Genomic DNA, 14,224 nt, shown 5'->3' on the forward strand with positions numbered 1-14,224 from the left:
GCATGGACAACTGTGTCGTCCTCCACCGCCGCCCCCGGTTCCAGCCCGCTGCCGGAAGCCGGCCCCCTGTCCCTGTGCGCCCGTGAGCCGCACGTGCCCGCGGAGCGGCTGGTCGCCGAGATGGTGCCGCCGCCGCGGTTCGACTCGGTCCGCTTCGCCACGTACATCCCGGACCCGAACCAGCCCAGCCAGACCGAGGCCGTCCAGGTCCTGGAGGGCTTCGCGGCCGGACTGGGCGGGGCGCACGCCTCCGGCCCCGGCCGGCGCGGCCTCTTCGGCTTCGGCCGGGCCAAGGCGCCCAAGGCCCCGGCCGGCCCGCGCGGGGTGTACCTGGACGGCGGTTACGGCGTCGGCAAGACCCACCTGCTCGCCTCCCTGTGGCACGCCACCCCGGCCGAGCCGTCCCGCAAGGCGTTCGGCACCTTCGTGGAGCTGACCAACCTGGTCGGCGCGCTCGGCTTCCAGCAGACGGTGCGGACGCTCTCCGAGCACCGGCTGCTGTGCATCGACGAGTTCGAGCTGGACGATCCCGGCGACACGGTCCTGGTGTCGACGCTGCTCGGCAAGCTGGTCGAGGCGGGCGTGGCGCTCGCCGCCACCTCCAACACGCTGCCCGGCAAGCTGGGCGAGGGCCGGTTCGCCGCCGCCGACTTCCTGCGGGAGATCCAGGGCCTGTCGGCCCACTTCCGCACCCTGCGCATCGACGGCGAGGACTACCGGCACCGCGGCCTGCCCGAGGCTCCGGCACCCTTCTCGGACGAGGAGGTCATGAAGACGGCGTTCGCCACCGAGGGTGCCTCGCTGGACGACTTCGGGCGCCTGCTGGAACACCTGGCGAAGGTGCACCCGAGCCGGTACGGCGCGCTGACCGACGGGGTGCGGGCGGTGTGCCTGACCGGCGTGAAGCCGGTGCCGGACCAGTCGACGGCGCTGCGCCTGGTGGTGCTCGCGGACCGGCTCTACGACCGCGAGGTCCCGGTGCTGGCCTCGGGGCTGCCGTTCGACCGGCTGTTCAGCGAGGAGATGCTGAACGGCGGCTACCGCAAGAAGTACTTCCGCGCGATATCCCGGCTCACCGCGCTGGCACGGGACGCGAAGGGCCTGGTCGGCGACTAGCCGCCACTCCGGCCGGTCAATAGTTGATCACACAGTGCGGGTCAAGGGCGGCTTCGCGCCACCCGACCCGCACTTTTCACGCTCTCTTGCGCGCTTAACGCGCAGTTAACCCTGCAAAGGGCTTCGCGGGGTTAACGTGTTTCTTGACCATCCATTGACCAACCCTTGGTCTGGACAAGAAACATGAACGCGGCGGAGGGGGGCGCATGTTCCGAGGTACGACCGTTCGGACGCTGCTCACCCTCCTCGGCGTGACGCTGCTCGCCTTCCAGCTCTTCACTCCCGCGGGATCCTTCGCACCCGCGCACACGTTCGGTCAGGCGCTGGCCAAGGCCGAGACCGGAACCACCCCCTCCGCACTGCCGGCGCGCGAAGGGTCCGCGGACAAGGTCCGCGCCCCCGGCCGCCCAGGTGACCCCGCGGGCATCCCGCACGTCCGCGACCGGCAGCGCGGCCCGGCCTCCGGCTGCGCGCAGGAGCGTGCCCTCATATCCGGCCGAATGGCCGAAACGGGCCCGTCGGAGCCCTCCGGCGGACCGCACCGCCTCACCCCGAGAGCCTCCAGAGCCCACACCCCGGCGGCGCTCCAGGTCTTCCGCTGCTGACGGACGGGCGGCTCTCTCCCCCCACACAACCGTCGTGCACGTCCGACGCGCCGGGCAGGCGCGCCAGGAGGAACCCACACACATGCAGCCCCTCATCGACAACGCCCGTACCTTCGGACAGCGCCCTGAGGAGTTCGCCAAACTCGCCGAAGGCCAGTCCCCGCAGGTGCTGTTCATCACCTGCTCCGACTCCCGGGTCGTCCCGGCCCTGATCACGGGCGCCCGCCCCGGCGAGCTGTTCGAGCTGCGCACCGCCGGCAACATCGTCCCGCCCCACGCCTCCGAGCACCCCACGAGCGAGGCGGCCACCATCGAGTACGCCGTGGAGGTGCTCGGCGTCCGCGACATCGTGGTCTGCGGCCACTCGCACTGCGGTGCCGTCGGCGCGCTGGTGCGCGGTGACGACCTGACCGCCGTACCGGCCGTGCGCGACTGGCTGGCCTCCGCCACCCCGCGCCCGGCCGGCGCGGCCGAGGACCCGGAGGTCGCCGAGGGCGTGCAGAGCCACGTCCTGACCCAGCTGCTGCGACTGCGCTCGTACCCCTGCGTCGAACGCAGGCTGAAGGAGGGTCAGCTGGCCCTGCACGCCTGGTACTACGAGGTGCACACCGGCGCCGTACGGACGCACCGCCCGCAGACCGACACCTTCGAAGCCCTGTGAGTGCGCCGATGACCGACAACCGCACCCTCATATCCCGTTTCCCCCACCTCAGGCAGGACTTCGCCGCCTCCCTGGTGGTCTTCCTGGTCGCGCTGCCGCTGTGCGTGGGCGTGGCCGTCGCCTCCGGGGTGCCGGCCGAACTCGGCCTGGTCACCGGCATCGTGGGCGGCATCGTCACCGGGCTGATGCGCGGCAGCAGCCTCCAGGTGTCGGGACCGGCGGCCGGCATGACCGTGCTCGTCTTCGAGGCGGTCAAGGAGTTCGGGCTGCCGGTGCTCGGCGTGATCGTGCTCGTGGCCGGCGTCCTCCAGGTGGCCATGGGCCTGCTGCGGCTGGGCCGCTACTTCCGCGCCATCTCCGTCTCCGTCGTCGAGGGGATGCTGGCCGGGATCGGCCTGGTGATCATCGCCGGACAGCTGTACCCGGCGCTGGCGGCAAAGGCCCCCGACTCCGGCCTGGGCAAGATCGCCGGGGTGCCCGGCGCGTTCCTGGACGCCCTCGGCGACACCGGCGCCCTGGCCTCGCTCGCGGTGGCCGCGGGCACGATCGCGGTGCTGGTGCTGTGGAAGCACACCCCGGCCCGGGTGCGGGCGGTGCCCGGCCCGCTCGCCGCGGTCGGGCTCGCCACACTGGCCGCGTTCGCGCTGGACCTGCCGGTGGCCACCGTGGAGGTGCGGGGTCTGCTCGGCTCGATCCAGCCCCCGCCGCTGAGCGCCTTCGGCGAGCTGGCCGGCGTGGGGCTGCTGGGCACGGTCGTCGCCTTCACCCTGATCGCCTCCGCCGAGTCGCTGTTCAGCGCGGCGGCGGTGGACCGGCTGCACTCCGGTCCGCGCACCCAGTACAACAAGGAGCTCGTCGCCCAGGGCGCCGGCAACATGGTGTGCGGGGTGCTCGGCGCGCTGCCGATGACCGCGGTGATCGTGCGCAGCGCGGCCAACGTGCAGGCCGGTGCCCGCACGAAGGCCTCCCGGGTCATGCACGGCGTCTGGCTGCTGCTGTTCGCTGCGCTGCTGCCCGGCGTGCTGGCCTACATCCCGGTCCCGGCCCTCGCGGGCATCCTGATCCACGCGGGCGCCAAGCTGGTCCCGCTGCGGTCCCTGACCGTGCTGTGGCGCGAGCACCGCGGGGAGGCGCTGGTCCTCGCCGCCACGGCCGTCTCCATCGTGGCGGTCAGCATGTTCGAGGGCGTGCTCATCGGCCTGGCGCTGGCGGTGGTGAAGACCGCCTGGGAGGCTTCGCACGTCAGGCTGGAGATCGTCGACAAGGGCGCGGGACCGGTCGAGGCGCACCTGTCGGGGAACGCGACCTTCCTGCGGCTGCCGAAGATCCTCGACAGCCTGGAGTCGCTCCCCCAGGACCGTCCGGTCCGGCTCGACCTGTCCGGGCTGCACCACCTGGACCACGCCTGCCGTACGGCCCTGGAGAACTGGGCCGCGCGGCACAGCGCGGCGGGCACGGAGCCGGTGCAGTTGCTCAAGGCCGCCTGAGGGACCGCCCGTGGGGCCGTGGAGCCGGGACCTCTCGGCATCCCGGCCCCACGGGCCTATCGTGGCAACAGCAGACAAACCGGCCTCTGGACGAGGAGGTCACCATGGTCGAGGACCTTCTGGTGACCCTGGCGGCGGTGGGCTCCGCCGGTGTGGTGTACCTGGCGATGGCGGCGCGGGTCGTCAAGCAGTACGAGCGCGGCGTGCTGTTCCGGCTCGGCCGGGTGGCGGGGGACGTACGGCCGCCGGGCCTGACCCTGATCCTCCCCTTCGTGGACCGGCTGCAGAAGGTCAACATGCAGATCGTGACCCTGCCGATCCCGGCCCAGGAGGGCATCACCCGCGACAACGTCACCGTCCGGGTGGACGCGGTGGTCTACTTCCGGGTGGTCGACGCGACGAGCGCCCTGATCAAGGTCGAGGACTACAAGTTCGCGGTGTCGCAGATGGCGCAGACGTCCCTGCGGTCGATCATCGGCAAGAGCGACCTGGACGACCTGCTGTCCAACCGCGAGAAGCTCAACCAGGGTCTGGAGCTGATGATCGACAGTCCGGCGGTGGGCTGGGGCATCCAGGTCGACCGGGTCGAGATCAAGGACGTGTCCCTGCCGGACACGATGAAGCGGTCGATGGCCCGTCAGGCCGAGGCGGACCGCGAGCGCCGGGCCCGGATCATCAACGCCGACGCCGAACTGCAGGCCTCCAAGAAGCTCGCCGAGGCCGCCCAGCAGATGTCGGGGACGCCGGCCGCGCTCCAGCTGCGGCTGCTGCAGACGGTGATGGCGGTGTCGGCCGAGAAGAACTCGACGCTGGTGCTGCCCATCCCGGTGGAGCTGCTGCACTTCCTGGAGCGGGGCGCGCAGCCCTCGCTGCCGGAGAGGGAGGGTCAGGACCGGGAGCCCGCGGCGCACACCGACGGCGCACCGCCTCCCGGCTGACGAGCGCCTGCGACACCGCGAACCGGACGGAAGGAGCACGTGTGCGCAACAAGCCGGCCAGGAAGCTCCAGGAACTGCTGAGGCTGCCACCGGGCGAACGGGTCGACCTGTCCCGGTACGACGCCCGGGCCACCCCCGGCGCCCCGGACGGCAAGCGGGCGGCGGAGGCGGAAGCGGACCGCATGGGCAGGCAGCTGGCCCGGCTCCAGGAGCGGCTGTGGGCGGCGGCCACCGCGGGCGACCACCGCCGGGTGCTGCTGGTCCTCCAGGGCATGGACACCAGCGGCAAGGGCGGCACGGTCAAGCACGTGATCGGCCAGCTGAACCCGTCGGGGTGCCGGATCACGGCGTTCAAGGCGCCCACCGATCAGGAGCGGGGGCACGACTTCCTGTGGCGGGTGCGGCGGGCGCTGCCGGAGCCGGGCGAGATCGGCATCTTCGACCGCTCGCACTACGAGGACGTGCTCATCGCACGCGTCCGGCACCTCGCCCGGCCGGCCGAGATCGGCAGCCGTTACGGCCTGATCAACGACTTCGAGCGCTCCCTCGCCGAGGACGGCGTCACCCTCGTCAAGTGCTTCCTGCACCTCTCCTACGACGAGCAGCGGCGCCGCCTGCTGCGCCGGCTGGACCGCCCCGACAAGCGGTGGAAGTTCGCCCCCGGCGACATCGACGAACGCGCCCTGTGGCCCGACTACCAGAAGGCCTACGAGCTGGCCCTGGAGCGCTGCGCGGCGCCGTACGCGCCGTGGTACCTGGTCCCGGCGGACCGCAAGTGGTACCGCAACTGGGCCATCACCCGGCTTCTGCTGGAACGGCTGCGGGAGCTGGACCCGCGCTACCCGGAGGCGGAGTTCGACGTGGAGGAGTGCCGGGAGCGGCTGCTGAAGCAGACGTGAGCGGGAGCCGCACGGCGCGGACGGATGCCCAGCGGGGCCGGGACCCCGACGCGGACGGGCCGGTCTTCGGCGGGGGCCGATGTCAGTCGGGTACGGGCTCCGGCGGGGGCGGATTCCGACGCAGGCGGACGGGGCAGCCCGGGCGGGTGCGGCGGCGGAGGCGGACGAGCACCCGGGCCCGGTCCCGACGGGGTCGACGTCAGCCGGGCCGGAGTCCGGCGTGGGCGCACGGCAGCGCGTGGCGGCGCGCCGCGGGGGACGGGCGTGAGCCGGGGCGGGGTCCCGGCCCCGGCAGATGTCAGCCGGGCCCGGTTCCGGCATGGACCCAAGTCAGCCGGCCCCGAATCCGGCGCAGGCACACGGCAGCGCGAGCCGGGCCGGGCTGCGGAAGGGGACGTGGAAGGGGGGCGGGTTCCTGCGTCGTGACGGGCTGTCCGGCGGTGGCGGGTGCCGCAGGAGCCCCGGCGGCTCGCCCACGACCCGTCGGTGACGCCCGCGGCCCTCCCGCCCGAAGCGGGCCGGCCCCACCGGGTGCCGGTGCGGGGGGCGGGTGCGCCCGGGTGGGTGAGGCGCGGACGTGTGTCGGGGTGGGCGGGGTACCCGGCGGGCATGCAGGAGCAGCGGAAGGTCACCGATTCGTACTGGCTGCGGACCGCCCCGGGGCCGTCCCACCCCGCCCTGGACGGGGATCTCGACGTGGACGTCGCCGTCGTCGGCGCGGGCATCGCCGGGCTGAGCACCGCCTATGAGCTGGCCCGCGCCGGGCGGCGGGTGGCGGTGCTGGAGGCCGGGCGGGTCGCGGGCGGCGTCACCGGCTTCACCACCGCCAAGCTGACCGCCCAGCACACCCTGGTCTACGACCGGCTCCGGCGTACCCGGGGCGTGGAAGGGGCGCGTCTGTACGCCCGGTCGCAGTCGGAGGCGATCGAGCACGCGGCGGCGCTGGCGGCCGAGCTGGGCATCGACTGCGAGTGGGAGACCCGGGACGCCTACACCTACGTCCGGGACCGGTCCCGGGTGGCCGAGGTGCGCGCGGAGGCGGAGGCCGCCCGGGAGGCGGGGCTGCCGGCCGTGTTCACCACGGAGACCGGGCTGCCCTTTCCGGTGGCGGGCGCGGTCCGGGTGACCGGGCAGGCGCAGTTCCACCCGGTCAAGTACCTGCGGGCGGTCACCGCCGATCTGCTCGCGCGCGGCGGCGAGGTGTACGAGCGGACGCGGGTCACCGGTCTGACGGAGGGCGAGCCGTGCCGGCTGACGACGGAGGCGGGCGCCACGGTGACGGCACGGGACGTCGTGGTCGCCACGCACTACCCGGTGTTCGACCGCGCCCTGCTGTTCACCCGGCTCTCCCCGCGCCGGGAACTGGTCGTCGCCGGGCCGCTGGGCGACGGACCGGACCCCCACGGCATGTACATCACGCCGGACGAGAACACCCGCTCGGTGCGCACGGCGCCGTACGGCCCGGACGGGCAGCGGCTGCTGGTCGTCACCGGTGAGCACTTCACGCCCGGCACCGGCGATCCGCAGGCGGGCTTCGAACGGCTCGCGGGCTGGGCCGAGGTGCACTTCCCCGGGGTGAGGCTGGACCACGCCTGGGCCACGCAGGACAACGAGTCCACCGACACCGTCCCGCTGGTCGGCCCCCTGCACCCCGGCGCCCGGCACACCTATGTCGCCACCGGCTTCGGCGGCTGGGGCCTGAGCGGCGGCATCATGGCCGGGCTGCTGCTCAGCGCGCTGATCACCGGGCGGGGCAGCGCCTGGCAGGAGCTGTACGACCCGCGGCGGCTGAAGTCGGTGGTGCGCGAGGCGCCGTCGCTGCTGAAGACCCAGGCCGAGGTGGCCCGGCACTTCGTCGGCGACCGGCTCAAACCGACGGTCGCGGTGGACGACCTGGAGCCGGGCGACGGCGCGCTGGTCCGGTCCGGCGCCGAACGGCTGGCGGTCCACCGTGACGAGGAGGGCGCCCTGCACGCCGTGTCGGCCCGCTGCACCCACCTCGGCTGCCTGGTCGCGTTCAACCGTGCCGAGCGCGCCTGGGAGTGCCCCTGCCACGGCTCGCGCTTCGCCGTCGACGGCACGGTGCTCCAGGGCCCGGCGGTCGAACCGCTGGAACAGCGGGAACTGGACCAGCCCCCGGCCGGCCACGGCGGCGAGCAGTCGCCGCCGCGCGGGTGACCGTACCGCCGCGCCGCGGAACATATCACCATACAAACGCACATTCAGTCCTACGTTCGTACGGTGATCCCACGAGCACGTCATCTCATCGCCGTCTGCCTCCTGGGCGCGGCGCTCACCGCCTGCGGCGCCGCGGGCGGTGAGCGGCCCGCCCCGGCCGCCTCCCGCGTCTCCGCGCCCCCTTCTCCCGCCCGTCCGCCCGTGCTCGCACCCGGCCCCGGCGGGCTGACCCCGGTCTTCGAACACGGCCCGCGCACCCGGGGCAAGACCGTCGCGCTCACCTTCGACGCCGACATGACCGCCGACGAGGGACCCCGCGCGGCCTCCGGCGAGCACTTCGACAACCCGGGCCTGATCGACGCCCTGCGCGCGCTGAAGGTGCCGGCGACCGTCTTCATGACCGGCCGCTGGGCCGACGAGTACCCGGCCGAGGCCGGCGCCCTGGGCCACGACCCGCAGTTCGAGGTGGCCAACCACTCCTGGAGCCACTACGCCTTCACCGCCGACTGCTACGGCCTGCCGACCGTCGACGCCGACGGCATGCGGGCGGACGTGCAGCGCGCGTACGAATCCCTCCGCGCGGCCGGCGTGCCCCACGCGATGCCCTACTTCCGCTTCCCCGGCGGCTGTTACGACCAGCGGGCGCTGCGCGCGCTGAGCGGGCTCGGGGTGACCGCGGTGCAATGGGACGTGATCAGCGGTGACGCCTTCGCCACGGACGCCGACGCGGTGGTCAAGCAGGTGCTCAACGGGGTGAAGCCCGGCTCGGTGGTCGTCATGCACTGCACCCGCAGCGCGGCCCCGACGACCGAGCGGGTCGTCCGCACGGTCGTACCGGAGCTCCGCGCGCGCGGCTACCGGTTCGTGAAGGTCTCCGAGCTGATCGGCCAGGCGGGCGACGGCCGCTGACGTCCTACGCTGAAGGTATGAGCGACGAGGACTACTGCACGATCGCCGGGACGGCGAAGCCGGCGAAGGCCGACGGACCGCCGTACGCGGAGTGCGTGCTGTGCCGGGAGCCCACGGAGTACCCGGAGTCGTACAAGGGCCTCACGCTGTGCCCCGTCTGCGAGTGGCAGGAGGCGCAGCGCACCGCCTGCTCAGGGTGAGCGGCGCGCGACGAGCCGGCCGGTCGCGGCGAAGGCGGCCGCCGTGAGCACGACCGCGCCCGCCAGCGGCAGCAGCGGCACCGGTACCCGGCCGGTCCGCGATCCGGTGACCAGAGCGCTGACCGCGGCCTGCGCCGGGGAACCGGCCGACACCACCGCAAGCAGCGCGCCGAGCAGCAGCGCCGGGACCGCACGCCCCCTGGAGCGCAGCACCGGCCGGCTGGTGAGCGCACCGACGGCCGCGCCGAGCAGGGCGCAGACGAGGGCGCCCGGCAGTCCCGCGGCGGCGGCGCGGAGCCGGGGCACCGGGACCCGGTGGCCGTCGCTCGCCGGGTCGCTGATCAGCGTCACCACCACGGTGGCCGCCAGCCCGAGCAGCACGGCCACGAACAGCGCGGTGAGCAGGCAGGCGAGGTGTGCCCGGGCGGGGCCGCGGGCGGCGGCGACGCAGGCCCGGGCCGCGGGCGGCTCCGCGGTGACACAGATCCGTACCAGCCAGGCGGCCACCGGCAGCAGACCGGCGGCTGTGTAGCCGAGCGACCCCAGCACCGGCTGGCCGCTCTGCACGCCGACGCCCAGGAACGCGGCGTAGAGGATCACCGGGGGCAGCCAGCGCTGGGAACGCAGCAGCAGGTCGGCCTGGTAGCGCAGGAGCGCGGTCATGGGCGGCTTCCGGGGTCGGGGGGCAACGGGTCGTGGGACGGTGGTTCGACGCGGACCACGTGCCAGGGCGGGCGGGCCGTGAGCAGGGCGCGCAGCACGGTGTCGGAGTGGGAGGCGGGTACGGCGAGCCGGTGACAGCCGGGGTCGGTCTCCTCGGCGGACACCGCGATCCGCACCGCGTCCGGCGGCAGCCGCCCGCCCGGCGCGCCCCGCACGGTGACGACCGTGAGCGGTCCGGCCGGCGCACCCGGCGGGCCGGTACGGCGTCGCAGGCCCCCGTCGGTCACCGCGTAGACCGCGTCCGGCGCCCCGGCGAGGCGGCGCGGGTCGTGGTCCACGAAGACGACGGCGCCCCCGGCGGCCGTCCGCTCGGCCACCGCCCGCTCCAGTTCGGTCCGCGCCGCCGCGTCGAGGCCGGTCCAGGCCTCGTCCAGCACCAGCAGCTCCGGGCCGGCCAGCAGGGCCTGTGCGACGGCGACCTTCTGGCTGCCGCCCTTGGACAGCCGCGCCATCGGCGTACCGGCGTACGCGCCCGCCCCGAACCGCTCCAGCCAGGTGTCCGCGGCGCGGGCGGCGGCCTCCCGGCCGAGGCCGTGGACGGTGCCGAGATGGGTCAGATAGCCGGCGGCCGTGAAGGGCAGGGCGGACGAGAACCGCTCCGGCACGTACGCCGTGCGCGGGCGGCCGCTGATCCGCCCCTCGCTGGGCGCGTCGAGCCGGGCGAGCAGCCGGAGCAGGGTGGACTTCCCGCTGCCGTTCGTCCCTTCGATCCGGGTGAGGGTGCCGGGCGCGACGACGAGGTCGACGCCACGCAGCACCCAGGGGCCGAGGATGCCGTAGCGACGGCCCACGGCGGTCAGGCGCAGGTCACGGTCCATGGGGGCCCTTCTGTCGCAGTGGAACCCGTGCGGGAGGCCGTGCCGGTACGGCGGCTCACCGTGCGGACAGTCCGGTGGCCGAGACCCGGACGTCGGACGGCGGAGCGCCCGGGAAGGCCTCGACCCCGAAGGCGGCCGGGTCGATCCGACACTCGTCGTTCCCCATCGGCCCGATGCCGGACGGCAGCCCCGGCTCGGCCCGGCGTGCTGACTCATGGCACTGCCCCTCCAGTCCCTTCCACCGATCAAGAGGGGCGAGGTGGCCGGCCGGTTCACCGGTGTCCGCGGAAATCTCCCGTGAGCGCACCGCGCGTTGATCGGTCCGTCCGGGGCTTCGTAGGCTGGGCTCCCGTGAGCCACGTTCCCGCCCCCACCGCCGACAGCCCCGCCCAGCCCGCGCGTGATCCGCGCGACGAGGCGCCCCAGTTCGTCCTGCCGCTCGTGGTACGGATCGAGCGGGGCACCCCACCGGCCCGTACCGACGCCCTGGAGACCGCCGCCCGGGCCGTCCTGACCCTGCTCGGCGACGAGCGGGCGCACGGCGACGGCGAGTGGGCCGAGGCGGTGCGCGGCTGGGAGGACGCCCGGATCCGGAAGGTGGTCCGGCGGGCCAGGGGCGCGGAGTGGCGGCGCGCCGAGGCGCTGCCCGGGATCACGGTGACGGGCGCCTCCGCTGAGGTCCGGGTCTTCCCGCCGGTCCCGCTGGACGGCTGGCCGAAGGACCTGGCGAGGCTCCAGGTGTCGGGCACCGAGCTGGACGACCCGGAACCGCCGGCCCCCGCCGACCCGGCCGGCCGGCCGGTGCTCTGGCTGAACCCGGACCTGGAGATGTCGGCCGGCAAGGCGATGGCCCAGGCCGGCCACGGCGCACAGCTTGCCTGGTGGGCCCTGCCGGACACCGCCCGCGCCGCCTGGCGCGACGCCGGCTTCCCCCTCGCCGTCCGCACCGCCTCCCCTGCCGACTGGCCCCGCCTGACCAGCAGCGGCCTGCCCGTGGTCCGCGACGCGGGCTTCACGGAGATCGCCCCGGGCTCCTGCACGGTGGTGGCGGAACACCCGGGCCTGCGCTGACCGGGGAGCGCCCCGCCGTCCCGCAACCTCAAATGTTGCTCTGAACGCGACAGCAGGGGGTTCGACGGCGGTCGCCGGGGCCATATCCCCGTCACTCGACGCAGCAGCGCGGGCCGAGGAGGGGGAAGCACCATGCGGCGACTGGGGACCGGGATCGGGTGGCGGCCGGAGATCGCGGACGCCGTGGAGCGCATGCCCGGCATCGACTGGGTGGAGGTCGTGGCGGAGAACGTCTGCCCCGGCCACCTGCCCCAGTCGCTGCTGCGGCTGCGTGAGCGCGGGGTGACGGTGGTCCCGCACGGCGTGTCCCTCGGTCTGGGCGGCGCGGACCGGCCCGACGAGGGGCGGCTGACGGCGCTCGCCGAGCGGGCGGAGGCGTTCGGTTCACCGCTGGTCACCGAGCACATCGCCTTCGTCCGGGCGGGCGGCGCGCTCACCGCCTCGCCGCGCCTGGAGGCCGGCCATCTGCTGCCGGTGCCGCGCACCCGGGACGCGCTGGACGTGCTGTGCGAGAACGTCCGCATCGCGCAGGACGCCCTGCCGGTGCCGCTGGCCCTGGAGAACATCGCCGCGCTGTTCTCCTGGCCGGGCGAGGAGCTGACCGAGGGCCAGTTCCTGTCCGAGCTGGTCGAGCGGACCGGCGTGCGGCTGCTGATCGACGTGGCCAACCTGCACACCAACCACGTCAACCGGGGCGAGGACCCCGCCGAGGCGCTGGCCGCGCTGCCCCTCGACGCCCTCGCCTACGTCCACGTCGCGGGCGGCTTCGAACGGGACGGCGTCTGGCACGACAGCCATGCGCACCCCGTGCCGCGTCCGGTCCTCGACGTCCTGACCGCTCTCGCCGCCCGGGTCGAGCCGCCGGGAGTGCTCCTGGAGCGGGACGAGAACTTCCCGGAACCGGCGGAGCTGGAGCGGGAGCTGGACGCGATCCGGGACGCGGTGACGGTCGGGCGCGCGGCGGGGAGCCCGGTGGGGGGTACGACGGAGGCGCCGGCCCTCGGGGGTGCGCGGACCGGGGGTGTCGGTGTCCTGGCGCGGCCGGTGGCGGAGCCGCTGGCGGGCGTGCGTGAGCGGGTGGGGGTCGCGCAGACCGCCGTGCTGTCGTCGCTGGTGGCGGGTACGCCGGTGCCGGAGGGGTTCGACCGGGTGCGGATGGGGGTGCAGGCGCGGGCGCTCGCGGCGAAGCGGGCGGGGGTCGTGGCGAAGATGGCGCCCGAGCTGCCGGTGATCCTGGGGGCGGGGTACCGGGAGGAGTTCCTGGAGTACGCCCGGCAGCGGCCGATGCGCGGGGGGTACCGGCTGGACGCGCTGGACTTCGCCGGCCACCTGCTGAAGCTGGGGCGGCCGGGCGACGCGGGGGCGCGGCGCGAACTGCGGGACTGGTGGCTGGACCGCTCGGGCCCGGCACCACGCAAGCGGGGGCTCGTGGAGCGGGTACTGCGCCGCCGGGTCTGACGCGGCCCCGCGCCGCCCGGACCGGGCCGCGCCGACCGGCACCGGCCAAGTGCCGCCACGCCCGGCGCGGACGGCACCCCCACAACCGACGGCGCCGCGCTTGCGCAGGAGCACGGAGAACCCCCCGACCAGCCACGACGCACCGCAGTCGCCCGCGGCCCCGCACCGACCCCGGCGGCACCGCGAAGCGCCGCCCCGGCCCCCAAGTAATATGCCAACCCCGCACCCACCCCAAGCACACCCCGGCGTGCGGCGCAGGAGGCATCATGCGACCGCGACCGCGTCCCCCGATCAACGGCCGAGGCATATTCAGCGGCACCGGGCTCATCGTCACCGGCCTGGCGGCGACGGTCGTCGCGCTGCTCGTGCCGCTGTGGTCGTACGCCGACCGGCAGGACGACCCGGCGAGCGCGAGCGTGCTCAGCGCGCAGACGGTGACGACCCCGTACGGCCCGCTGTCCGCGCAGGACCGGGACTTCGTCACCAAGGTGCGGCTGGCCGGGCTGTGGGAGCTGCCCGCCGGGGAACTGGCGCAGCGGAAGGGGACCACGCCCGCCGTCCGCACGGCCGGCCGCCACCTCGTCGACGGCCACACCTCCCTCGACGCACACGTCCGGACGGTCGCCACCCAGCTCGGCATCGCGCTGCCCAACGAGCCGAACGAGCAGCAGAGGCAGTGGCTCGCCACCCTGGACACGGCTCAGGGCCAGGACTTCGACCGTCAGTTCGCCGGCCTCCTGCGGCTCGCGCACGGCCGGGTGTTCTCCCTGGTCGCGCAGATCCGGGCCGGGACCCAGAACTCCCTGGTGCGCGATCTCGCCGACGACGCCAACGCGACCGTCCTGGACCACATCAGGATCCTGGAGGCGACCGGGTACGTCGACTTCGGCGCACTGGCCAGGGATCTCGCGGCCTCCGCCTCCCCGGTGCCGACCCCGTCGGAGGTCGATCCCGGCGCGGCCGTACCGGTCGAGCCGTCAGCAGCCGATCCGTCAGCGGGCGATCCGTCAGCGGGCCAGGCGTCGCAGGGCCGGACGTCGCCCGGCGAGACCGTCCCGCTGCCGCCCGCCACCAGCAGCCCGCCGCCGGCCACGACCAGCCCCTGACCAGCCCGGAAAGCGGAACGTCACAGACCGGCAACACCGCGTCCGGATCATGGAT

General features: G+C 74.6%; 14 protein-coding genes. 12 read left to right on the plus strand and 2 right to left on the minus strand.

Going from position 1 to position 14,224, the window contains the following annotated elements; translation table 11 throughout:
* Positions 1 to 12: 12 nt before the first annotated feature.
* The 9 genes from zapE (at position 13) to AB0946_RS19895 (ending at position 8,993) form a co-directional block, all read left to right on the plus strand.
* Positions 13 to 1,116, plus strand: a complete 1,104-nt coding sequence (gene zapE, locus AB0946_RS19855; protein WP_366761915.1) for a cell division protein ZapE — start codon at positions 13 to 15, stop codon at positions 1,114 to 1,116.
* Between the two features lie 206 nt (positions 1,117 to 1,322).
* On the plus strand, positions 1,323 to 1,721 hold the full coding sequence (locus AB0946_RS19860; protein WP_366761916.1) for a hypothetical protein: 399 nt from the start codon (positions 1,323 to 1,325) through the stop codon (positions 1,719 to 1,721).
* 82 nt (positions 1,722 to 1,803) lie between these two features.
* Complete coding sequence (locus tag AB0946_RS19865; protein WP_171151818.1) at positions 1,804 to 2,382, plus strand: carbonic anhydrase; 579 nt, start codon at positions 1,804 to 1,806, stop codon at positions 2,380 to 2,382.
* An 8-nt stretch (positions 2,383 to 2,390) separates the two neighbouring features.
* Positions 2,391 to 3,869 carry a SulP family inorganic anion transporter gene (locus AB0946_RS19870; protein ID WP_366761917.1) on the plus strand — a complete coding sequence of 493 codons (1,479 nt, stop codon included), beginning with the start codon at positions 2,391 to 2,393 and terminating at the stop codon, positions 3,867 to 3,869.
* 104 nt (positions 3,870 to 3,973) lie between these two features.
* A complete protein-coding gene (locus AB0946_RS19875; protein ID WP_366761918.1) occupies positions 3,974 to 4,807 on the plus strand; it encodes a slipin family protein in 834 nt (277 codons plus the stop codon).
* 41 nt (positions 4,808 to 4,848) lie between these two features.
* Positions 4,849 to 5,706 carry a PPK2 family polyphosphate kinase gene (locus AB0946_RS19880; RefSeq protein WP_366761920.1) on the plus strand — a complete coding sequence of 286 codons (858 nt, stop codon included), beginning with the start codon at positions 4,849 to 4,851 and terminating at the stop codon, positions 5,704 to 5,706.
* A gap of 609 nt (positions 5,707 to 6,315) precedes the next feature.
* The gene (locus AB0946_RS19885) at positions 6,316 to 7,884 is read left to right on the plus strand and encodes an FAD-dependent oxidoreductase (protein ID WP_366761921.1); all 1,569 of its coding nucleotides are present in this window, start codon (positions 6,316 to 6,318) and stop codon (positions 7,882 to 7,884) included.
* 63 nt (positions 7,885 to 7,947) lie between these two features.
* Positions 7,948 to 8,793 carry a polysaccharide deacetylase family protein gene (locus tag AB0946_RS19890; RefSeq protein ID WP_366761922.1) on the plus strand — a complete coding sequence of 282 codons (846 nt, stop codon included), beginning with the start codon at positions 7,948 to 7,950 and terminating at the stop codon, positions 8,791 to 8,793.
* A 17-nt stretch (positions 8,794 to 8,810) separates the two neighbouring features.
* Positions 8,811 to 8,993 (plus strand): hypothetical protein, encoded by a 183-nt coding sequence (locus AB0946_RS19895; RefSeq protein WP_366761923.1) that lies wholly within the window; start codon positions 8,811 to 8,813, stop codon positions 8,991 to 8,993.
* Here the strand turns inward: AB0946_RS19895 and AB0946_RS19900 are convergent.
* On the minus strand, positions 8,985 to 9,656 hold the full coding sequence (locus AB0946_RS19900; protein ID WP_366761924.1) for an ABC transporter: 672 nt from the start codon (positions 9,654 to 9,656) through the stop codon (positions 8,985 to 8,987). The two genes, AB0946_RS19895 and AB0946_RS19900, sit on opposite strands and share 9 nt — an antisense overlap.
* Positions 9,653 to 10,534, minus strand: a complete 882-nt coding sequence (locus AB0946_RS19905; RefSeq protein WP_366761925.1) for an ATP-binding cassette domain-containing protein — start codon at positions 10,532 to 10,534, stop codon at positions 9,653 to 9,655. The genes AB0946_RS19900 and AB0946_RS19905 overlap by 4 nt, the downstream gene beginning before the upstream one ends.
* A gap of 351 nt (positions 10,535 to 10,885) precedes the next feature.
* Here AB0946_RS19905 and AB0946_RS19910 point away from each other — a divergent pair, with 351 nt between their 5' ends.
* The 3 genes from AB0946_RS19910 (at position 10,886) to AB0946_RS19920 (ending at position 14,169) form a co-directional block, all read left to right on the plus strand.
* Positions 10,886 to 11,605, plus strand: coding sequence for an aminoacyl-tRNA hydrolase (locus AB0946_RS19910; protein WP_366761927.1), 720 nt, complete (start codon positions 10,886 to 10,888; stop codon positions 11,603 to 11,605).
* A 132-nt stretch (positions 11,606 to 11,737) separates the two neighbouring features.
* On the plus strand, positions 11,738 to 13,063 hold the full coding sequence (locus AB0946_RS19915; protein ID WP_366761928.1) for a DUF692 domain-containing protein: 1,326 nt from the start codon (positions 11,738 to 11,740) through the stop codon (positions 13,061 to 13,063).
* Positions 13,064 to 13,329: 266 nt separating this feature from the next.
* Positions 13,330 to 14,169, plus strand: coding sequence for a DUF4142 domain-containing protein (locus AB0946_RS19920; protein WP_366761929.1), 840 nt, complete (start codon positions 13,330 to 13,332; stop codon positions 14,167 to 14,169).
* The last annotated feature ends 55 nt before the right edge of the window (positions 14,170 to 14,224 follow it).

It is taken from the genome of Streptomyces sp. NPDC046870, from assembly GCF_040704595.1.
Classification (GTDB): Bacteria; Actinomycetota; Actinomycetes; order Streptomycetales; family Streptomycetaceae; genus Streptomyces; species Streptomyces argyrophylli.